Below are 21,463 nucleotides of genomic sequence, written 5' to 3'. Positions count from 1 at the left end.
TCACTGAGTTATACCACTCCAACCAGATTTCAGCAGGTAACAAAAAAACCGCGCTAAGGCGCGGTTGTGCAATAAGAGCTGTGTCTATTTATTATTTAAAAAAGATGTGTGTTTCAGTTTGATTTTTTATTTTTAACCGCATCATATTTACCAAAGAAAGTAATGATGAGAGCAACAAAAATACCTATAAATCCAATGACCGAAAAAGCTAGGCTATATTCAGCTTTAATATTAAAAATATTAAGCAAGCTAGTTATTAACAATAGAGAAATACCGGAAATTTTTAAAATCGTCTGTGTTTTATTTAAGCAAAACCATGCTTGACAAGAGGGGCATTGATTTTCAATGAAGAGGCTGTTTGTATTAACCTTTTTTATATCTTTAGTCGCAATTATGGTTTTACAGTTTGGGCAAGTTAATTTCATTTTATTCCTTTTTGGATCTTTTCTCTAAGACCCCTAATTCCATTTAGAGTTATTAAGTTAAAGCATCATAGCAAACTTTGATCTTCACAAACAAAAAAGCTCACAATTTGTGAGCTTTTCAAAATTATGTAAAAGGCTTATTGCTGAGGTTTTGGTGGGAAGTTACTTAGAATGTTAGCAACAGTCTCTTTGATAACTTCAGTGCGCTTTTCAGGTGATTGGTTCTTTTGCAAACGACCTTCTTTCGCACCACGCCACACTAATTGGTTAGAAGCACGGTCTACCACGTCTAAAATTAACGTACCCACTTCGTATTCGCGAGCAGTTGTTTGCGTGTTATAACCCATACCCCAGTAATTCCAGCGTGCACCGTAACCTACGTTGAAGGTATCTACATCAATTTTAGTATCAACAGAGGCATGGTAGTTAATCAGCACATCTGCTTGTGCTAAATCAACTAGCTTCATACCGCTTTTTTCAAGTTCAGCATTAACGGCTTCACGAACCCGTTTTTCCATTAAAGGACTAATTTGGTAGTTCGATACATTTTTAGTCAAGCTGGCATTCGGTACCCAAGAGAAGGTTTTATAATTACTAAAATCGGCTGATTTGTCGTAATCCCAATCAGGCGTTTTAGCACAGGCTGCTAAAAATAGTACAGCCGTCGCGATTAATAAGTTCTTCATATTGTTTGCTCCTTGGCAAAATTTCCACTACTTGATTGATAACATAACACAAAAAATACTCAACTGAATGATTATTTAAAAACTATGGCACATTTACAAAAAAGTACTGTAATAGTTTGTAATTAAGCAGTGTGTTCCACTTCTATCCAATCTTTTTCATCCACCCAGTTTTGTGCACCATCTTTAACAGTGCGAATAGGGACGATGTAATCACAGCTAACTTGTGGTTTAACAGAGGCAAAAATCGGCACAAAGCCAAAGCTAAGCGCAGTTTCGATAATTGCTTTTTGGTTTTGTGGGTCGATATCGGCTGCTTCATCGATATAAATCGGAATACGATACAAGTTTTGTTCTTGATCACTTAATAAGTAACGAATAAACAACATGCCACAAAGTAGCTTAATGGTAATACGTGTACCGTTAGAGCCGGCTGAATCGATTTTTTCGAAGTGCTCAGTTTCACCAGCACGGTTCACCACTTCAAAACGAATATCGAATAAGTCGGTCAGTGTTAAACCGGCTTTTTCTGAGGCAAGCTTAATTAAATGATCTTTCGCTTCGTTTACCGCAGACTCGCTATAAGGCTCTTGGCTTAATAGGTCTAGGGTATCGCCTTGCTCAAACTGATTTGAGGTACTAATAATAGTATCAATGCTATCAACCAACATCTTGCGCGGAATAACATTAATTTTGAATGCTTGAAGATTAGAGATCCGATGCTGACTAATGCCTTTATTAAAGCTGTTCATTTCGCGGCGTAAGCGATCTAAGTCTTCACGCAAGCCTTTAATGGTGGCGGCTACTTCGGTTAACGCAACTCGGCCTTGACGCTCAACCGCATCGCGCTCGTTATCAATGTTATGAAACGCGCTAATAAGCTTTTCGTATTTAGTAAACTCATCGTTTTCGTTATCAAATTTAGTAATACCTGCATTGTAAATATGCAGGTAGGTGTTACGTACGTTGATATCAAAGTTACGTAACTCTTGGCAGTCTTTATTGAAGTGGTGAATGAGGTCACTTAGGTTATCAAAATCAATACTGATTTCAATCATGTACGGAGTGACTTTTCCTGAGTAAACATCAAGTGTGTGATCGATACGTTCAGATTTAACTTGGCGTAAACGGTCAGCTTGGCGCGCGAGCAAATCTTTTTTCGACTTGATAATTGAGCGACGATCGCTGATTGAGCCACTATTCTTTTGAATATCTTGCAGGTAGTCGTCAACTTGCTCGCGTTCTGCATTTAACTGCTCTTTTAGCAGGGTTTGTGCATCGACAGATTGCTGCATCACTTCAAATTGTTCAAAACGTTTTAATGCTTCTTCTGAGGCCATTAACTCATCATACAAGGCATCTTTTTCTTTTTGCTTTTCGGCGACATTAGCAGCGACTTCGCGCTGTTGTTTAAACTCTTTCAGTGAGTTTTCAAGAGCAGCAAGTTGCGCAGTTAATTGCTCTTTATTTTCGCCAGTTTGCATTTGCACTGGGCTTAGCTTTTTAAGTTTAATCGTCGCACCTGGCAGAGTCAGTACACCGCCTTTCACGTTAGCCGATAACTGCTCTAAGAACTCCCCAAAGGCATCTTCGTCTGTGATCTCAACATCACCATTGCTGGTGGTGGCAAACGATAAGATATCTGGGTTCAGAATACGCGAAATCTCTTCAACTTCTTTCAAAGATAAATCTTCACGCATACGGGTGAATAAATTGAACTCGAGGTTCTTTAACTGCAGTTTTAAGCTCTTGATTTGCTTTTGTGTTTCGCTAATACGGTAATCTAGCGTGTGCAAGCTTTGCCCTTGAGCACTGCTTAATGAATGCGATAGCGATTCATAATCTTGTTTAAGCTGAGTAAGGCTGACTTTTAAAGTGGCTTTATTAACCAACTCAAACTCAGATTTAAGCGCACGATAGTCTAAAAACCATTGTTCAATTTGAGTTTGTTTACGCTCAATATCGCGCGATTGCTGAATATACAGCTGCTGCTTTTGTTCGAACTCGTGCTTTTCGTGTTCGATATCCTCAAGGGCAATATTTAGCTCAGTGAGTTGCTCTTGTTGATAGGTTTCAAAGTCAATCAGTGCTTGGTCAATTTTTGGCGCATAAGCAGCAAGCTTACCTTTTAAAACCGTTTGGTTTTCAAGCATAGATTCAAGAGCTGCAATTGGCTCTTGCATTGACTCAAGGGCTTTTAATTCACGTTTAGCGCGATTCACTTTATCAAATGAACGTCGCCATACTTCATAAAAATCAACCCGTGAGTTTGACATATGGCGCTCAAATACGCGTAGCATAAAGCGTTTAACATCGCTGGCACCTAACTTATGCAAGTTAAGGATACGGCGGAAAATTTCTTTGTAAATCGCTGAGTCTTGCACGTTATTGAGGGGGATCATCTTTAAGTTGATATCGCCATCAAATGGGGTTGCGCCGCCAGTGAGTAGGGCGTTTAGCTCTTGCGCTTTTAATTCAATTGGATTGAAACCTTGCTCTTTTAAGTGATTAAAAAGCTTGGTGAATTTTACAATAGTTTTGCCTTGAGTGTAGTGATCAAGGTTTAACTTACCTTGGTAGCAAAAAAACTGATGCGCGTACCCAGCAATTTTACCAAGGCCAGCAACACCAATCACCACAGGGCCATTAGGTAGGTCAGCTTCGAGTAAAATATAGGATTGATCTGACGAAAAGTAGAATTTTCGGGTTTCGTCTAAATCGTGGCCATCCCATTCTGTTAGACGTAAATCATTTATTAATGGAAATTGCAGGGCATTAATTACCGAGCTTTTACCGGTATTATTAGGTGCACAGATTGAACTACTTTTATCCAGCGGGATCACGCATTTTGCATAGCCAGCGGTATTTAAAAGCGCAAGTTTGCTGAGTCCGTATAGGCTTTGGCTTTGCATTATTCGTCATCTCCTAGGTAGGTTTCTTCGTTTACTTCCATCAATGCATCGATATAACGATAAATAGGTGCTTGCAGCATAAAGCCGTTTTCTACTTCGCGAGCAAGACCTAAACGCACCATACGTAGGTAAACGTCTTTGCGTAAATCTGAGCCTGAGAAGATTTCTAATTGATCAAACAAATGCTTGTTGATTTGCACTAAGGTTTGCATTAGTTCAAGGTCGTTTACTTCGTCAAACAAGGCACGCATTGGATCTTTACCGGTATTGGCATAGTGCTCAATCAAGATGTAGATAGTCAGTGCAATGGCACGCGAAATTTTACCCATGTTTGGGGTGCTTTCGTCGCTGCCAAAAAAGTAAAAGCCACGGCTATCATGTTGCAGGTCATGGCCAAGGGCGTTAAATAATGCGCGGTAAGCATCTATGTGTTGGTCAAGCTCTTGCCACATCAGCGTGTCTTGTTCGCTAATGTGGTAGCCTGATGTGAGCTTTTTATTAATAGCTTGCAGATGCGTTAAATCTTCTAAATTAATATCTGTCATGGTTATTGCTCTGTTGCTTTTTTATCGTCAGCAATCGATGAGTTAAATGGGTAAAGAGAAAAGTGTTGCTGGGCAATTTTTATTTTTACTTTCTCTTGGCTTTGGCTGATTTCAAGGTCGCCATCGCTAATCAATTTTTGATATAAGAACAGCATTTCGTCAGCTTCTAAGTCTGGGTAGCTTTCATCTAAGAAACTAAGCAACGGCTGAGCTTTTTTGCTGGCTTTTTTAAAGCGTTTTCTAAATTGTGTTTTAACGTCGTTGTAATCAGGAATATGTGGGCTTTGGTAGGCGGGCACATCATCATGTTCAGGTAGTTGATATTCATCGTGCTCAAAGTCAACTAAGCCTGCCATATAGGCCACAATATGACGTTGCTGACCAAGTGAAAAACGTTGCGCGTCTGAGACAAAGTTAGGCTGTACTGCACTTAACATGTTATCGACGCCATTTTTACGCACTAAACCAAGCACTTTAGCCGCTTGACGCGTAATTAGGTTGTTACGGCGTAACTCTTCACGCAGTGGCATCAACATATCGGCGCTTTTACGTAAACTTTCACGGCCAACTAAATGCATTTCTAGAATACGAGTACGTAATTGTTCAAGCATGCGCTTGTCTTGGTATGATTTACCAAGGCGGTCAATTTGCTCTATTTGCGAGCTAATTTGCGCTTCGATGGTATTAAAGCAAGCGTGGAAGTCACCTCGAATATCAACCATTTCCAGCATAGGCTCGATGTATTCATCGAACGCTTCAATTACAGCCTGATAGCGTTTTTGCAGTGATTGCACCGCGTTGTCTGCTTTTGCTTGCTCAACAATATTTAAAATTGCGTTTTCATTGTGGGCAAACAATTTCATTATTTTGCGTACCCGATCATCCATAATGCGGCTAAAGCGGCGAAGCTCGTCGTAATCTTCAATTTCACCCGCTTTAGCAAGGCGATTGCCAAGGCGAGCTAAGTCATCAACGAGCACGCTAATCTCTTGAGCAAGACCTAAGTGCTCTTCTTGTAGCAAGAAAGTCGCAAAATCGGCGATCGCGCGGTTTATTTCTAACTGTGATGATTTTGCCAGTGGAATGATAATATCTTGATTCAATAAACGATTTGTTTCTTTATAAATGCGTTCATTTGACCATGAAGGTTGTTTTTGTTTTATCGCATTTTGTACGTCTTTTAAGCTGAAATCAGCCATCTTAAAACGTTTAAATAGCAGTTCTAACACCCCCCAATGTTCAGTAAGGGTATTTAATAACTTTTTAGCTGGGATCATAAAGCTCCAGTAAATTCAGACTTTGGTGTTGGCGATTAGTAGTAAATTATGTAATTGAGAATAGTTTTATGCTTTCTATGCTGCTAGAATCCGCGCCGAAACACTCGACTTACAATTTTTACATTATTATAAAGGTTGTTCAAACACCATGGTAACCCCACTTATCCTAACCCTGATAGCGGTGGCATTTTTGCTTATCGTTATAGAGGATATTATCCATGTAAACAAGGCCAAAACGACGCTTTTTTTTGGCACTTTATGCTGGATTATCTTATTTATCTCTCCAATTCATGGGCAAAGCCCAGAAACCATACAACATCAACTGGATCACAACATATTAGAAATCGCGACTTTGTGGCTATTCTTAATGGCTGCGATGACCTTTGTAGCGTATTTAAACTCTAAAGGCTTTATCCAGAATATTGTTCATAAAATTATGCCAAATCAAATCAGTGAACGAAAGCTGATGTTTCTGATTGGTGGTTTTGCATTTCTATTTTCATCTATTTCAGACAACATAACGGCAACTTTAATCTCGCTTGCGGTGGTGATGTCACTTAAGTTAGATCCTAAAAAATTAATAAAGTATGCGACCTTAATTGTATTTAGTGTTAACTCGGGTGGGGTGTCGTTGATCACCGGTGATGTGACAACCTTGATGATTTTCTTAGACGAAAAAGTCACCATTGCTAATCTACTATTATTAATTGCCCCTGCACTGACAAGTGTTGCACTGCTGGCGGCAATGTTGTCGGTGGGTATGTCGGGTAATGTTGTGTTTGAAAAACAAGCTGCCCGTCGTATCGAAAAAACAGATATTACCATTGCGGTTATCTTCTTCTCGACGATTATTGCCACGTTAACTTTGAGTGTGCTTTATAGTGTGCCGCCGCTGTTAACCTTTTTATTTGGTTTATCACTTATGTTTTTGGTTGCGCAATTTTTAATGCGCAAAAAAGACGTAAACAAAAAAATCATCGATTATATTCGTGAAATTGAATACGACACCTTATTGTTCTTCGTCGGGGTATTATTACTCGTTGGTGCATTAAAAGAAGTCGGTATGCTTGCTAAATTTACTCACCTTTATGAATTGATGGCACCAGAATACGCCAACTATTTAATGGGGCTATTATCAGCGGCGGTAGATAACGTACCTCTCACTGCAGCACTTTTAAAAGCTGATATTGTGATGAGCCCTCAGCAATGGCTGTCGTTTACTTACGCAACTGGGGTCGGTGGCTCAATGCTTATTATCGGCTCTGCGGCAGGTATTATTGCCATGAGTAAGGTAAAAGCACTGACCTTTATGAGCTATCTTAAAATGTCGGTTTATTTATTAATTGCTTATACCTTTGGTTATTACGGTTCGCACTTAGCGGGCAGTTTAATTTCATAAAACAACTTGACAGCTAGACGTCTAAACGTTAACTTTCGAAGCCTGCTTTTAACAGCAGGCTTTGTTATTTTAACCAGGTGTTAACTTAACATTCAGAAGAGGTGCGATACTTAGGTAATTAATGTGAGGTGACGAACGCCGATGACCATTAATGAGGGAAGTACTCGCCGAGAAAATTAACCGGACGTCACGGTTATTTTTCGGTTTATGGGGCTGAATCCTCAAAACTGTCACCAAACTAGGTGGAGAGCTTCTGGCATGGACTACTCTTTATTTTCAAAGCACCCCCTTGCCGAGTTCTTCTTGAATTACTGTGGATAGTTTTCCACAAAAGGAGACGACATGAATACCCAATTAGCCGCCAACAGAAAATCAGATTACGTTGTTGCAAAATTTGGTGGCACCAGTGTAGCTAACTTTGATGCCATGAGCCGCTGCGCAGAAATCATTTGTGCTGATAATCAAGTACGTATAGTTGCTGTGAGTGCCAGTGCGGGTGTGACAAACCATTTAGTTGCATTGTGTAAAGCTGATTTGAGTGCGGCTGAACGTGATGAGCACATTACTGGCGTTGTCGCCATTCAAGAAGCAATCTTGGCAGAGCTGTCACTGGATGCTGATTTAGCACATGGCTTTAATGAAACGCTTAAGGCTTTTCAAAAGCTAGCATCAGACGGGACAAAGTCAGTAGCAGATCAAGATGAACTACTGAGCTTTGGCGAGCGTTTATCATCGTATTTATTTACTCAAGTATTACGCGGTCAAGGTCTTGATGCGGTGCGTTTTGATGTACGTAAAGTGCTAAAAACAGATAGCCAATTTGCTAAAGCTACCCCAAATGTTGCTGCAACCGCTGCGGCTGCTAAAGAGCATTTAGTGCCGCTACTTGATGACCATGTTGTGGTAACCCAAGGTTTTATTGGTAGCAATGAACATAATCAAACAACCACCTTAGGCCGTGGTGGTTCAGATTACAGTGCTGCATTACTCGCTGAAGCAATTAACGCAAAAAGCGTGCATATTTGGACCGATGTAGTCGGTATTTTCAGTACTGATCCGCGTTTATGCGCTAAAGCAAGCCCAATTGCACGCTTAAGCTTTGATGAAGCGGCAGAAATGGCAACGTTTGGTGCGAAAGTACTGCATCCTGCTACTATTTTACCGGCAAGCCGTAGTCATATTAGTGTGTTTGTAGGTTCAAGCCGTGAGCCGCAATTAGGTGGTACATGGATTGAAAAAGAAAAGTCTCAGCAACCAGGTATTCGTGCGGTAACACAGCGTAAAAACCAAATTCTATTAACGGTTAAAAGCCCTGAAATGCTCCTTGCGAGCGGTTTCTTAGCCCGTGTATTCACCATTTTAAGCGAATTTAACATTTCGGTTGATTTAGTTACTACCTCAGAGATCAGTGTTGCAATTACTTTGGATAACGCACCGAATGCATCACGTCCAGAGCTTGATCAAGCCTGTTTAGATAAGCTTTCTGAGTTTTGTCATGTATCGGTTGAAAATAACTTAACGCTGGTGGCTTTAATTGGTTCGGAAATTCAATTACGTCAGCAAGAAATGAACTTGATGCAGGTATTAAGCGATTTTAATATTCGTTTAATTTGCCACGGAGCAAGTAAACATAACCTGTGCTTCTTAGTTGAACAAAGCGAGTCAGATTATGTAGTTCAGGCTATCCACAGCCGACTATTAGAAAGCCAAGTCGCGGCGTAAGTCACTAAAGTTAATAAAAGAGCACTGCCAGTCAGTGCTTTTTTGTGCCACAACACTTATATCAAAGCCTTCAATAGAGTTACTGCTCGCGCTGAAATCATGTTTGCTCAATTCTTCGAATACATTAGGAGCAAGTAGTTTCGCAATAGGCTGAGCACTTGCTTTGGCAAGCGCTTCTTTTAATGTCCAAATTCTAAAAAAGCACTGTGCCTGTTCATTGGATGTCTCAAAACGGCTAATTAAGTCAACTTCATCGTGATGATAAAAATGCTTGGCGAGTTTGATAAATGGGCGAGGCTTACTGCTTTGTTCAATATCAAAACCAAATAGCTGCTGTTTGGGGTTAAGAGCTGCACCGATTAAACCATTTGAGTGTGATAAACAGGTCCACACAGGTTCTCTAACCGGGGTATGTAATTTTAGCTTGCTGTCTTTGTCATCAAACTGGCTCGATATTTCACTGAGCGCTAAATCATCATGAGGGTAAGCATGTTGATACAAATATTTTAACGTTAGGCGAGTCGCTAAGTACTCTTGCTTTGCACTAGGCACTTTGCGTTTTTTAAGCACACTTAACTCAAACTCACTAAGTAATTTATCAAGGGGTAAACTTGCAATATCAATACCTGTTGCATCCATAAGCATGATTTTTTTGGCCGTTGTTTGGCACTGCTGTTCAATGATAAGGGTGTTCGAAAAGTAGTGACTGCTCATGGTATAACGCTTACAAGGGGCTTGAATTTAGTTTTGTTTATTTTTACAGCAAATGCACTTTTATAGGCATGAACAAACGCAAATAGTTTACGCAGTTGACTGTAATTATGGTTTAATGAGGAAAAATAATAACAGATTTGTAGATGTATGGCACAAGTTCGTGACGGCTTTCAAAGTCGATTAGGTTTCGTTTTAGCAGCTTCTGGCGCGGCGGTAGGTTTAGGTAATATTTGGGGCTTTCCAACACAAGCGGCAAACCATGGCGGCGGTGCATTTTTACTCGTTTACTTCATTGTTATTTTCTTATTAGCGCTTCCAGCTCTTTATACTGAGCTGTACTTAGGCCACCAAGCGCAAGCAAATCCAGTAAAAGCATTATCTAACGCATGGCAAGACACTGCACCTAAAGTGGGCGCTGCAGCTGGCTATATTGGCCTCTTTGGTGCGGTTGTAATGCTGAGCTTTTATTCGATAGTTGCAGGGTGGATGCTCGCTTATGCGCTGGAGCCAGTCGCAAGCTTCTTTGGTTTTACTGAGCTAAGTAACTTTTTACACAGTGACTCCATGGCGCGCAATTTTGTGTTTACGCCACTGATGCTTATTCTTACTGCGAGTATTATTTTAAAAGGCGTTAAATCAGGTATCGAAACTTGGTCACGTCGCTTAATGCCATTATTGCTAGTGTTATTAGTTGCGTTAATTGCTTATATCGCGACCCTAGATGGTGCGCTGGATGGTTTTGCAGCCTATTTAGTGCCAGATTTTAGTCAAATTCTTGATGCAAACTTAATTATTGCGGCAATGGGGCAAGCGTTCTTTTCGCTGTCGTTAGGTGTTGGCTGTATGATGGTTTACGGCTCTTATTTAAAACCAGATGCCAACCTACCTAAATTAACTGGCACTGTGGCATTGCTTGATACCGGTGTGGCCTTCTTAGCGGGTTTATTGATTATTCCGGCTATTTTTGTTGCCCAACATAACGGTGTAGAGGTATTTAGCGGCGGTAAATTGGTTGGTGAAGGGCAGTTAATTTTTGCGATTTTACCTGAACTGTTTAGCACAATGGGCCAAGTGGGTTTACTCGTTGGCTTATTATTCTTTGTTTTAATGTCGATTGCCTCAGTGACATCAACCATCTCATCGACCGAAATTCCAGTGGCATTTTTAGTTGAGAATCACAGTGTAGAGCGCAAAAAAGCAACCTTATTTGTAACGCTAATCGTGTTTATTGCCTCATCACTGATTATCTTAAACTTTGACTGGTTATTTGGTTTAGTCATTATGGTACTTACACAGTACCAATTACCTTTAATGGGGCTGTTCTATTTCATTACTGTTGGTTGGTTATGGCAGCGTGGTAATAAATTGCATCAAGTATCGAGCGGCCCTCATTATTGGTTTGCCCAGTACATTCGCTTTATCTGCCCGTTATTAATGACGGCGGTATTCGTGAACGTGGCGTTGTTGAAGTAGAAAGTCCAGTTGCGAGTTTCTAGTTACTAGATAAAAGTAAAAGGCGTGGGTTTAAACTCACGCCTTTTTTAATTTAAGGTGCATTTGCCTTAAATAACTTCGTTAGTTAATGCTAAGCCTTGGCTTATTTCATTGGCACTTTGTAATGTGGTGCAGGCTATTTCGCTCAGTGCTTCTTGGGTGAAGAAGCCTTGGTGGCCTGTCACTAACACATTTGGAAAACTAATAAGGCGTGAAAAAATATCGTCTTGCATGATTTCTTCACGGTGATCTTTAAAGAATAACTCTGACTCTTGTTCGTACACATCTAGGCCTAGGTGTCCAAGCTTTTTAGACTTAAGCGCTTGAATACATGCTTGGCTATCAAGAAGTGCACCACGAGAGGTGTTAATCAGCATGACACCGTCTTTCATTTTCTCAAATGCGCTAGCATCAATTAAATGATGGGTGTGCTCGTTGAGCGGGCAGTGCAATGAGATGACATCACTTTGGGTGAGCAATGTGTCTAAATCGCACAGGGTATAAGGGCCTTCACCAGCCATTGGGTCGCAAACGAGTACCTTAGCTCCAAAGCCATTTAAAATATTAACCAGTGCTAAACCGATTTTGCCACAGCCAATGATCCCAATCGTTTTTTTAAACAGATTAAAACCAAGTAAACCGTTTAAATCAAAGTTACCTTCACGTACACGGTTAAAGGCTTTGTGGGTTTTTCGGTTGAGCGTTAGCATGAGTGCAATACAATGCTCTGCTACTGCTTCTGGGCTATATGCAGGGACGCGGCAAACCTTGATGTTATGCTCTTTGGCAGCATCAAGGTCTACATTATTGAAGCCTGCACAGCGTAATAAGATTGCTTTAATGCCAACAGCCGCCATATCTGCAATGACGTGTTTGTCGACCGTATCGTTAACAAACACGCACACTGCATCGAAACCTTGGCAGAGGGGCGTGGTATTTCTGTTTAAGGATTGCTCAAAATAACTGAGCGAAACAGACTCAGAGTATTCAGTTAGATTCCTTTCAAAAAACGGTTGCTCATACTTTTGCGCACTGAATAAGGCCAGTTTCATCATTTAAATTACTCTCTATCACCATTTTGAGGGTTTCGGGTTTGGTGCGCGGGGCATATCGCGCAACGAGTTGACCTTCTGAGTTTATAAGAAATTTGGTGAAATTCCATTTAATTGCGCGGTTTTGCGCAATTCCTCGAGTATGGCACTTTAAATAATTAAATAACGGGTGGGCGTCTGGGCCGTTGACTAACACCTTGTTAAAAATGGGAAAGCTGACATCAAAGTGTTGCTGATAAAAGGCTTTAAGTTCATTGCCATCTAGAGGTTCATTGTGGCCAAATTGATTACAGGCAAAACCAAGTACGGTAAATCCTTGCTGTTTATATTCTTGATAGAGTTTTTCAAGGCTTGCCATTTGCACTGAAAAATTACATTTGCTGGCAATATTGACAATAAGTGCTGTTTTTCCTTGTAGCGATTCAAGGCTGAAGTTTTCACCAGATGCAAGCTGGGCATTGAAACGATATATACTATCCATGTTTTACCTGTGTGTTTTTTAACGGTTTAAATGAACTTTTTTTCATTCGCTTTTTAGTTATTCGGTTGAGATAATGAAATTGTTACTAATTTATCACTCAAATAGGTCAGTTTTATGTCAATGAAAGTCGCCTTCATCGGATTAGGTGTAATGGGTTACCCAATGGCGGGTCACCTTGCCAACGCAGGTCACAACGTGACAGTTTACAACCGCACAACGGCTAAAGCGCAAAAGTGGGTTTCTGAGTATCAAGGTGAATACGCTGAAACACCAAGTGAAGCAGCAAAAGGGGCTGATATCGTTTTCATGTGCGTAGGTAATGATGATGATTTACGTTCAGTTGTTTATGGCGAACAGGGGGTGCTGGCAAGCATGCATGAGGGCAGCTATTTAGTTGACCACACTACAACGTCAGCTGAAGTGGCACGTGAAGTGGCTGCTCAAGCGAAACTACAAGGCATTGCATTTTTAGATGCGCCGGTTTCTGGCGGTCAAGCTGGGGCAGAAAATGGTGTATTAACCGTGATGGTTGGTGGCGACGAAGCTGATTTTAATGTTGTTCAACCTGTTATGGCTGCTTTTAGCCGTTTTAGCCAATTATTAGGTGAAGTAGGCTCTGGTCAACTGTGTAAAATGGTAAATCAAATTTGTATTGCGGGTGTGGTACAAGGCTTGGCTGAGGGTTTACACTTTGCAAAACAAGCTGGCCTTGATGGTGAAAAAGTAATTGAAACCATCTCTAAAGGCGCTGCAGGCTCATGGCAGATGGAAAACCGCTACAAAACAATGTGGGCTGGCGAATACGAATTTGGTTTTGCTGTTGATTGGATGCGTAAAGATTTAGGCATCGCTTTGGATGAGGCAAAGGCCAACGGCGCAACTTTGCCGATGACGGCAACAGTTGATCAATATTATGCCGATGTACAAGCGTTAGGTGGCGGTCGGTACGACACATCTAGTTTATTAGCGCGTATCGAAGCGTTACATAAAAAGTAATATCCATAAAAAACGCGACAATGATTGTCGCGTTTTTTATTACATGCTTTGTGCGTAATTGTACAACGCTTTTAATATATGCAGATTTTTCTCGTTATCATCATTTTCATGAGCCAGATTCTCAAGAGTGATCATGAAATCTTGGCCACTGATCGACGGGCTATCTTCACCGTGCATTAGCTTGTTTTGGCAATACTGGCGCCATTTTGCCAATTCATCTTGGCTAAGTGTATGTGGCCAGTTTCGAGCGCGGTATCTAAATAGCAAGGTAGCAAACTTTTTATCATCAAAATCTAGCTGCATTGTGGCTAATTGCTCAGGGCTTGCATCTCGAATAATGGCAAATTTAGCTTTATCAGCGTGGCTGGTAAAACCATCATAAAGTTGATAATCAGGGTTAGTGGTTTCGCCATAATCACGCTGCTCGTTAAACACTTCAGTGACTTTGTCGCGAAGTTCTGTGTTGGCTTTTAAAATAGCGAGATTTTGTAGGCACTTTTCGCGGTCAATACCTAAACGGGCTGCGTTCTCTGGTAACAAGGTTTTTGCTGGTGCAAGAATAGGGCACTTGTTTAAATGCACGAGTTTTAAGCCTACCGGTGCTTCGTCTTCACCAAGGTCGCTGTGTTTTGTGTAAAGCCGCGTGCGTAGCTCTTCAACAGATAAATCTAATAGCACTTGCGGATCTTCAGTTAAATTAAAGCAAATAATGGCGTTTTTATTGACTGGGTGAAAGCTCATTGGTGCAATCCAGCTGGTGCAGCCTTGGCTTGCCGGAATTCGTGACGAGGTGTGCACCAGTGGTGTCATGTTAAATACATCAACTAAATCAGCCAGTGCTTTTTTAGAGCGTAAGCTAAAGAAAAACTGATACAACTTAGGTTGTTTTTCTTTTATTAATTTTGCCAACGCTATGGTTGCTGTTACATCACTTAAAGCATCGTGAGCAGCAGCGTGTTCAATGCCATTGGCAACGGTTAAGTGCTCGAGTTTAAAGCTCGGTGTACCGTCTTCTTTAAGCGGCCATTCAATACCTTCTGGACGTAATGCGTAACAGGCACGCACTAAATCAATAATATCCCAGCGGCTATTATTGTTTTTGTATTCACGCTCGTATGGGTCATAAAAGTTACGATATAAGCTGTAACGTGTGACTTCATCATCAAAACGGATGCTGTTATAGCCCGCAACACAGGTGTTAGGTTGGCTAAATTCAGCATGGATCTTTGCCATAAACTCAGCTTCGACTAAGCCTTTTTGCATTGCAACTTGCGGGGTAATACCCGTTATTAAACACGCTTCAGGGTGGGGCAAGTAATCGGCTGCAGGCTTGCAATACTCAATTAACGGCTCACCAATAATATTTAAATCGAGATCGGTACGAATACCTGCAAATTGACTCGGGCGGTCCTTTTGTGGGCTTGCGCCAAATGTTTCGTAGTCGTGCCAATAAATTGTTGGTTGCTGTTGTTCTGGATATGCCATGCATTAAACCTTGCTAAGCGTAGGACCGCTTTGACTTATTTTTGAATTGACAGAATTATGGCATAGAGGCTTGTTAGTTTATAGAGTTAAAGGTGCTGATGCTGTTTAGTGGTCGTTTTATATACCTGTGCGGTATAAAAAATAGCCTAACGGCTAGGTTTTATGCTTATATAGGGTCTAGTCGTTAGTTTTTACCTAAATTTTTATTGTAGTGGCTCGGTATTTGCTAACGAAAGCTATCTTTAACTATGAAGGAACAAAAAAATGACTTTATCAGCTTTATTACTATCTACTTTAGCATTCGACGCAGCACCAGCTTCAAGCTTTGATACAACAAAACTTCAAGGTACTGGTGGAATCATTATTCTAAACCCGAAAAAGAAAAATCAAGAATTACAGGGAACTGGTGGGATAATCATTCTTAACCCAAAGAAAAAAGAAAATTAATATAAAGTAAAGAAAACCAGCCAAGAGCTGGTTTTTTTTATGCTATAAGATTATGATTATGAACATCTTTAGTAGGATGATTCATGCAATATTTAGTCGAATTATACAATGAGTTGCTTGTAGCAACAGCTGTTCATAAAGTGTTTTCAGTGCAGGTAATCATTGCAATAAGTTATGCAGTTGCTTTAGTCCTATCATTTTATAGAGCCCTACGAAATAGAGAGCTTTTCAGTGATTTCTTATCAATAGCCGTGGTTGTGTTTAAATATCAGCTTACATCTCTACTTATGGAAAAAGTACTTATATACGTTCAAGAAACCGGTGAAAGTGGAATTGCTCAAAATGTTTATCTGAGTGTGGCTGGGATAAACCTCTTAAGTTTATATATCCTATACAAATTACATCAGCGATTCAGCTATAAGTATGGAGAGCTGTTTTTAAGTGTATTCAAGCTCACGATCGTAGTGACAATCGCACATTTAATTGTCTGGGTTAAGTTTGTTGTCTTAAACATTCAAGAAGAACACGCCTACATACACTACATGTATAGTTTTATTGTGCTCTACATTAGTATTGTCCTTGCTGTTGTAATGTTGTTTCCAGGTCTTTTGAAAACCAAATTAAAACTATTACTTAGTCCAAGCTGGCCTTTTGGAACAAAAAGTTAACATTAATTTATGATGTTTTTCAGTCCTATAACTTCATTTATAATGCTTTTTCCTGATGTATTGCGAACCAAGTTTGGGTGTATAGTAACATTTAGTTTACCGAGGGATCGTAATGCTTGAACTAATTTACATAGCCATTGTCGTTTTAGCCATCTTGCTTGTTGCAAGTACATGGTTGATTGCGCGTAAAAATATCTTTGAAGATCAAATCAGATCTAAATCAGTTGAGGTAGTTTGGTGCACGTTACAAGCTGAGCATGAAACAGATATCAGCAAAGCAATTAAACTATTTAATAAAGCTGAACAGTTAAAGAGTGAAATTGCCACCTTAATGGGTAATTCACCGCAAGCTGCAGACTTTAAGTTAGCAGAGCCTGTTGGGCTTGATAGTAATGAAATAAAAGAGTTATCGCTTGGGGAGCTGCAGCGCTACTACGATAAACAAAATAATATATCCGATATCTACGATAAAATGTACAAAGGTAAGAATTAGTAAAAAGCCAGGTTATTTAACCTGGCTTTGTATTTTGAGCTCATTTTTTATTTGTTTTAGCTGAATATCTGCAAGCTGACTAAGGGCTTCATGAGTGTGGTTATCACCTTTAATTAGCCCCGCCATAGAAAGCTTTTTTATACTCTTAATAATACCGTTACTTACTGCTTGTAGTAACGCCCCATCAAGTGTCACTGTGGTTTGTTCGCTACCATTAAGTAGTGAATCAAAGCTAACTTCAGAAGCTTTAGCCACGTTATCAATTAGTTCATAAGGCACTGCAGCAACTTCAATACTTTGCTCGCAAAAACCTGATGTTAACGATAAGTGCCTTTCTAATTCAGCATAGTTTTGCACCTTACAAAGCGTACATATGCGCTTAAAAATATCACTCACATGCTGTTGCTCGGTGCTGAGCGTTTGATTAAACATAGCATGTCCTTGCGCTGCTTTTTTGTTTATATTAAACGACTTTTCAGAAGATCTCATTAATAAAGTTAAGGTGTGACCGTTTTTTAGCCCATAAATAATGCTATTTGATGGTATAAGCCAATTCCTACTAATACATTGAAAGGAAAGGTAATGCCCAAAGAACATAACATGGCTAAACCAATGTCTGCATCGGGTATGGCTGCTTTAATCGCGGCAGGGGCTGCTATGTAAGAGGCACTTGCAACTAGGCTTGCTAGTATTACCACAGAGCCTAATTCTAGTTGTAATGCAGTACCAACGCAGACCCCGATTGCACCTAATAAATTTGGTGTTATAAGAGCAAATAATGCTAATCGCCATTGGTGCCATGGAATAGGGCGCAGAGTTTGTGCAGCCATTAAACCCATTTCAAGTAGGAATAGTGCCAGCACAACTTTAAAGCTGTTCGTTAAGAGACTCGTTACTTGGCTCCCTTGTTGCGTCCCGTACATCATGCCAATAATTACACCACCAACTAGCAGAATGACACTTTTGTTAGTAAGTGTTTCATGCCAAAGTGCTTTTAGAGAAAGGTTTTGTCCAGAACCATTACCAAGGCGGCGATACAGTAACAATCCAACAATAATCGCAGGTAACTCAAGCATTACTAAATAAAGTGTGACTTCAGCACCTACATTAAGTGAGTTTGATTCGGCATAAGCTAAAGCAACTGCAAATGTACCTGCGCTTACTGAACCGTAATGGGCAGCAATACTTGCGCTATTAGCGACAGAGAGGTTTAGCAGTTTGTTTAAAATAGGAAACAGCATCAATGGTATTACGCCACCAAGTAGTAATACAGCGCCCATTTCTGGTAGAAGTTGCCAATGCAAATTGCCATGCAGCACCATACCTCCTTTTAAGCCAATGGTGAGCATTAACAATAGGCTAAGAGTTTCATAGGTCGCTTGCGGAATTTTTAGGTCAGAGCGAAGTAATCCGGCAGTGAGTCCTAAAACAAAAAACATTACAACAATATCAGGCACTTTGTTCTCCTCTTGATTAAAAAGCGCCGCTATTCTAGATAAAAAGTCACATAGTAAATAATAAAATAAATGATAATATCATATAGGTTTTTATCTATGGGTTTGATTTTATGGATTTAAGGCATATTTCTTTTCGTTTACTCGAGGTATTCATGTGCGTTGTAAAAACACGCTCAATTAGTGAAACAGCAAGGCAATTACATTTAACGCAACCAACGGTATCGCAGCAAATTAAGCGCCTGCAAGAAACAGTCAATGAGCCATTAGTGATGGTTAATCAGCAGCGAATTCATGTTACTGAAGCGGGTTTTGCTTTATTTCAAACTTGTCAGCAGGTGTTTGGTCACTTTGATGACTATCAAGATTATCTTGCTGAGCTTAGAGGTGGTGAGAGAGGGCGCTGTAAAATAGCCATGGTTAACACCGCGCAATATATCTTGCCTAAGTTACTTGGTCCGTATAGTAATTTACACCCTCATGTTGAGTTACCCCTTGAAATAGGTAACCGGGCTGAAGTGCTAGCCCGTTTTGAAAGAGGCGAAGACGATATTTATGTCTTTAGTCATCCACCTTCATTAGAACACGCAAAAGCAGGACGGTTTTTACAAAACCCATTAGTGTTTATTGCACCAACCAACCATGCGCTCGCGAGTCAGACTCAGGTCACATTACAAGACTTAGTATCTGAACGTTTTTTGCTTCGAGAGCCTGGTTCTGCCACACGAATGCTGTTTGAAAGTGAACTGCAAAGCAGAGGCTTTGTATTAAGCAACACAGTACAAATGGCAAGTAACGAAGCTATTCGGGTTGCGGTTGGTTCAGGAATGGGGCTAGGTGTTGTTTCTCGCCATGTATTGCCACCCCATGATACAAGTTTTTGTATGTTAGATGTAAAAGATGTCAATTTAGCTAGTCATTGGTATTTTGTGGTACGCACCGATCGCCATTTATCTCATGCGGCGCGTAGCTTTTTAAAATTTGCTCAATTGAATTTAGAACAATGCTTAAATAAACAGTGGGTCACTAATGAGCTAAACCTACTCAATGAAAGCTTAAATTAAAGATTCTAACTACCGCATTTAAAATGCCATAGTTACAACTTGATTTCGGCCATTTGACTTGGCTTTGTACAAACCTTTATCGGCTTCTGCGAGCAATTCATTGACATTATTGGTGCCCGATTTATGTGTAATAATACCGACACTGATCGTAAGCTTTAGAGCTTGGTTTTGATAAAAGAAACGATCGTTGTGTATCGCTAAACGAATTCGTTCAGATAGGCTTTCGCCTTGAGTTTGAGTGGTGCTAGGTAATATGACTGCAAATTCTTCACCACCGATTCTGGCCACCAAATCGTGTTCACGTAGTTGGCTTTTAATCTTTTTTGCAACCCATTTGAGTGCTTCATCTCCTGTTTCGTGACCATATTGGTCATTTACTTTTTTAAAGAAGTCGATATCAATCATCAAAGCGCAGAGCTCAGTCAGGTTATGATTAGCTTGTTCTAAGTAGCTGTTACTAATTGTTATAAATGATCTACGGTTTAATAATCCAGTGAGTGGATCTCGATTTGCTAGATCGTTTAGTACTTGCTCTGATTCTAAAAACATCATTAATGGCCAGATCATGGCGGTTAGAGTGGTAATTATAATATGGCTTATCAGAATGACCGCGAGAATGTGAGTTAAATCAGTATCAATAATGTCTTGATAATCCGAAACTAAAAGCGAAAACTGTAAAAGCATAATTAAAGCATGAATTACAAAGCATAGTTTTAGTAAAGCAAGATGCATAATGCGCTCAACCTGTAGTTTTCTGAGGGCAAAAGCAGCGTAGCTAAAGCATATGGCGATAATGGCCGTGGTGATTATTTGGTTTAACGGGGAGTCATGCACTGGCAGCAATATCAGCATGGATAGAATCACTACAAATGCACAGGCTTTATGATATTTTTTATCTGACTGACTGAACGCATGGGTCCCTAAAATTGCAGCTAAAGGCGCTGAAATAATGAGTAAATCAGCCAAGTAATGGGTAATTAAGGGGAAGTCGATAAAAACACGCAGAGATGCGGTGATCTGCGCAAATACGAAAAGTAAACACGAACTACCCCAATATAAATAGCTTGCTTGTTGTCTCAAGAAATATAAAGACAGTAGAAACGCCCCAATAATCACATTCAATAAAATTGAAATGCTGATTATGGTGGGTAAATGCATCATGATTTTCCCTGGATAATCACTCGACTAAAATCAAGTTAATTATTATGTATTAGTTGAATCTTATCAACCAGTACATTGTAACTATAATTTCAGACTTTCTAATGCGGGCTTCAATGTTGGGTAATGGAAGCGGAAATTGTGATTAAGTAATTTATTGGGAAGCACAAATTGACCATGAAGTAGAAGATCTGACATCTCTCCCATCATCAATTTGAGAACCCAACTAGGCATACGCAACATGGCAGGACGCGAAATTACATTCGCAAGTGTTTGACTAAATTCATTATTATCAACGGGGTTTGGCGCGGTGGCATTAATTGGTCCGTGAATCTCTTGATGTGAAAGCACAAAAAGAATGAGTTGGATCATGTCGTCAATATGGATCCACGACATCCCTTGACGACCATGACCTAAAGGGCCACCAAAACCAAACTTGAAAGCTGGCAACATTTTACCTAAAGCTCCCCCTTGTTTTGCTAAAACGATGCCTGTACGCAGCAAGCAAACGCGAGTTTGATCACCGTGCGCTTTCGTTGCGGCATGCTCCCAATCACGACAAAGGACATGGCTAAATTCAGGGTAAATATCATTAAAGCTTTCATCGATTGGCTGGTTTTCTTGACGGCCATAAAAACCAATGGCACTGCCAGAAATGAATGTGTGAGGAGGGGACTCACAGCGGCTAATCGCTTTTGAGATTTGTTGGGTAAGATTAATCCGGCTATTAAGTAAAGTGCGCTTTTGCGATTCACTCCAACGTTTATTGACGATTGGCTCTCCTGCAAGATTAATGACAGCATCAATCTCTTCAAAATTGACTTCATCTAACGACCTAACTGTGTGTACCTGATGAGTCAGTATCACAGCAGCTTGTATCGGGTTGCGTGTTAGCACAGTAACCTTGTGGTGATTAAGTAAGAAAGGGCACAAATGTCTACCAATGAGGCCTGTTCCACCTGTTAATAAAATATGCATAGTGCTACCTTAATTA

21 protein-coding genes and 1 riboswitch are annotated in these 21,463 nt (G+C 40.2%); of the genes, 8 read left to right on the top strand and 13 right to left on the bottom strand.

The window, feature by feature from the left end; translation table 11 throughout:
* Positions 1 to 113: 113 nt before the first annotated feature.
* From IRQ78_RS05580 to IRQ78_RS05560, 5 genes are all read right to left on the bottom strand, one after another.
* Positions 114 to 425, bottom strand: coding sequence for a hypothetical protein (locus tag IRQ78_RS05580; RefSeq protein ID WP_194441572.1), 312 nt, complete (start codon positions 423 to 425; stop codon positions 114 to 116).
* Between the two features lie 137 nt (positions 426 to 562).
* Positions 563 to 1,111, bottom strand: a complete 549-nt coding sequence (locus IRQ78_RS05575) for a DUF4136 domain-containing protein (protein WP_054551495.1) — start codon at positions 1,109 to 1,111, stop codon at positions 563 to 565.
* A gap of 122 nt (positions 1,112 to 1,233) precedes the next feature.
* Positions 1,234 to 4,020, bottom strand: a complete 2,787-nt coding sequence (locus IRQ78_RS05570) for an AAA family ATPase (RefSeq protein WP_194441571.1) — start codon at positions 4,018 to 4,020, stop codon at positions 1,234 to 1,236.
* Positions 4,020 to 4,565, bottom strand: a complete 546-nt coding sequence (locus tag IRQ78_RS05565) for a condensin complex protein MksE (RefSeq protein ID WP_194441570.1) — start codon at positions 4,563 to 4,565, stop codon at positions 4,020 to 4,022. The genes IRQ78_RS05570 and IRQ78_RS05565 overlap by 1 nt, the downstream gene beginning before the upstream one ends.
* Positions 4,566 to 4,567: 2 nt before the next feature.
* Entirely contained in the window at positions 4,568 to 5,842 is a 1,275-nt protein-coding gene (locus IRQ78_RS05560; RefSeq protein WP_166340378.1) for a hypothetical protein, read from the bottom strand.
* 148 nt (positions 5,843 to 5,990) lie between these two features.
* Between IRQ78_RS05560 and nhaD the strand changes: the two genes are divergently transcribed.
* On the top strand, positions 5,991 to 7,241 hold the full coding sequence (gene nhaD / locus IRQ78_RS05555; protein WP_194441569.1) for a sodium:proton antiporter NhaD: 1,251 nt from the start codon (positions 5,991 to 5,993) through the stop codon (positions 7,239 to 7,241).
* An 88-nt stretch (positions 7,242 to 7,329) separates the two neighbouring features.
* A riboswitch (Lysine riboswitch) is annotated at positions 7,330 to 7,502 on the top strand.
* 81 nt (positions 7,503 to 7,583) lie between these two features.
* Positions 7,584 to 8,963 (top strand): lysine-sensitive aspartokinase 3, encoded by a 1,380-nt coding sequence (gene lysC / locus IRQ78_RS05550; protein ID WP_194441568.1) that lies wholly within the window; start codon positions 7,584 to 7,586, stop codon positions 8,961 to 8,963.
* Here the strand turns inward: lysC and IRQ78_RS05545 are convergent.
* Positions 8,940 to 9,677, bottom strand: coding sequence for a 4'-phosphopantetheinyl transferase family protein (locus IRQ78_RS05545; RefSeq protein ID WP_194441567.1), 738 nt, complete (start codon positions 9,675 to 9,677; stop codon positions 8,940 to 8,942). The two genes, lysC and IRQ78_RS05545, sit on opposite strands and share 24 nt — an antisense overlap.
* 147 nt (positions 9,678 to 9,824) lie before the next feature.
* Here IRQ78_RS05545 and IRQ78_RS05540 point away from each other — a divergent pair, with 147 nt between their 5' ends.
* Positions 9,825 to 11,150 carry a sodium-dependent transporter gene (locus IRQ78_RS05540; protein ID WP_194441566.1) on the top strand — a complete coding sequence of 442 codons (1,326 nt, stop codon included), beginning with the start codon at positions 9,825 to 9,827 and terminating at the stop codon, positions 11,148 to 11,150.
* A gap of 89 nt (positions 11,151 to 11,239) precedes the next feature.
* Here the strand turns inward: IRQ78_RS05540 and IRQ78_RS05535 are convergent, their stop codons facing one another.
* Together IRQ78_RS05535 and IRQ78_RS05530 are read right to left on the bottom strand one after the other, a co-directional pair.
* A complete protein-coding gene (locus IRQ78_RS05535; protein WP_054551486.1) occupies positions 11,240 to 12,223 on the bottom strand; it encodes a 2-hydroxyacid dehydrogenase in 984 nt (327 codons plus the stop codon).
* Positions 12,189 to 12,704, bottom strand: coding sequence for a glutathione peroxidase (locus IRQ78_RS05530; protein WP_054551485.1), 516 nt, complete (start codon positions 12,702 to 12,704; stop codon positions 12,189 to 12,191). Before IRQ78_RS05530 ends, IRQ78_RS05535 begins: the two co-directional genes overlap by 35 nt.
* Positions 12,705 to 12,818: 114 nt before the next feature.
* Here IRQ78_RS05530 and IRQ78_RS05525 point away from each other — a divergent pair, with 114 nt between their 5' ends.
* Entirely contained in the window at positions 12,819 to 13,700 is an 882-nt protein-coding gene (locus IRQ78_RS05525) for an NAD(P)-dependent oxidoreductase (protein ID WP_054551484.1), read from the top strand.
* A gap of 39 nt (positions 13,701 to 13,739) precedes the next feature.
* Here the strand turns inward: IRQ78_RS05525 and sbcB are convergent, their stop codons facing one another.
* A complete protein-coding gene (gene sbcB / locus IRQ78_RS05520) occupies positions 13,740 to 15,185 on the bottom strand; it encodes an exodeoxyribonuclease I (RefSeq protein WP_119851959.1) in 1,446 nt (481 codons plus the stop codon).
* Between the two features lie 264 nt (positions 15,186 to 15,449).
* Here sbcB and IRQ78_RS05515 point away from each other — a divergent pair, with 264 nt between their 5' ends.
* From IRQ78_RS05515 to IRQ78_RS05505, 3 genes are all read left to right on the top strand, one after another.
* A complete protein-coding gene (locus IRQ78_RS05515) occupies positions 15,450 to 15,632 on the top strand; it encodes a hypothetical protein (protein WP_194441565.1) in 183 nt (60 codons plus the stop codon).
* A gap of 83 nt (positions 15,633 to 15,715) precedes the next feature.
* Entirely contained in the window at positions 15,716 to 16,300 is a 585-nt protein-coding gene (locus tag IRQ78_RS05510; RefSeq protein ID WP_138600517.1) for a hypothetical protein, read from the top strand.
* Positions 16,301 to 16,412: 112 nt separating this feature from the next.
* Positions 16,413 to 16,793: a hypothetical protein gene (locus IRQ78_RS05505; protein ID WP_138600519.1), complete on the top strand. Its 381-nt coding sequence runs from the start codon at positions 16,413 to 16,415 to the stop codon at positions 16,791 to 16,793.
* Positions 16,794 to 16,805: 12 nt separating this feature from the next.
* Here the strand turns inward: IRQ78_RS05505 and IRQ78_RS05500 are convergent, their stop codons facing one another.
* Positions 16,806 to 17,225 (bottom strand): hypothetical protein, encoded by a 420-nt coding sequence (locus IRQ78_RS05500; protein WP_054551479.1) that lies wholly within the window; start codon positions 17,223 to 17,225, stop codon positions 16,806 to 16,808.
* An 83-nt stretch (positions 17,226 to 17,308) separates the two neighbouring features.
* Positions 17,309 to 18,250, bottom strand: coding sequence for a sodium-dependent bicarbonate transport family permease (locus IRQ78_RS05495; protein ID WP_194441564.1), 942 nt, complete (start codon positions 18,248 to 18,250; stop codon positions 17,309 to 17,311).
* Positions 18,251 to 18,360: 110 nt separating this feature from the next.
* Here IRQ78_RS05495 and IRQ78_RS05490 point away from each other — a divergent pair, with 110 nt between their 5' ends.
* Positions 18,361 to 19,311 carry a LysR family transcriptional regulator gene (locus IRQ78_RS05490; RefSeq protein WP_054551477.1) on the top strand — a complete coding sequence of 317 codons (951 nt, stop codon included), beginning with the start codon at positions 18,361 to 18,363 and terminating at the stop codon, positions 19,309 to 19,311.
* Positions 19,312 to 19,329: 18 nt separating this feature from the next.
* Here the strand turns inward: IRQ78_RS05490 and IRQ78_RS05485 are convergent, their stop codons facing one another.
* Both IRQ78_RS05485 and IRQ78_RS05480 read right to left on the bottom strand, forming a co-directional pair.
* Positions 19,330 to 20,472 (bottom strand): GGDEF domain-containing protein, encoded by a 1,143-nt coding sequence (locus IRQ78_RS05485; protein WP_194441563.1) that lies wholly within the window; start codon positions 20,470 to 20,472, stop codon positions 19,330 to 19,332.
* Between the two features lie 81 nt (positions 20,473 to 20,553).
* Complete coding sequence (locus IRQ78_RS05480) at positions 20,554 to 21,447, bottom strand: TIGR01777 family oxidoreductase (protein WP_194441562.1); 894 nt, start codon at positions 21,445 to 21,447, stop codon at positions 20,554 to 20,556.
* Between the last annotated feature and the right edge of the window lie 16 nt (positions 21,448 to 21,463).

The organism is Pseudoalteromonas simplex, from assembly GCF_015278155.1.
Classification (GTDB): Bacteria; Pseudomonadota; Gammaproteobacteria; order Enterobacterales; family Alteromonadaceae; genus Pseudoalteromonas; species Pseudoalteromonas simplex.
The sequence above is the reverse complement of the archived record's forward strand: the minus strand, read 5'-3'. Positions and strand labels throughout refer to the sequence as shown.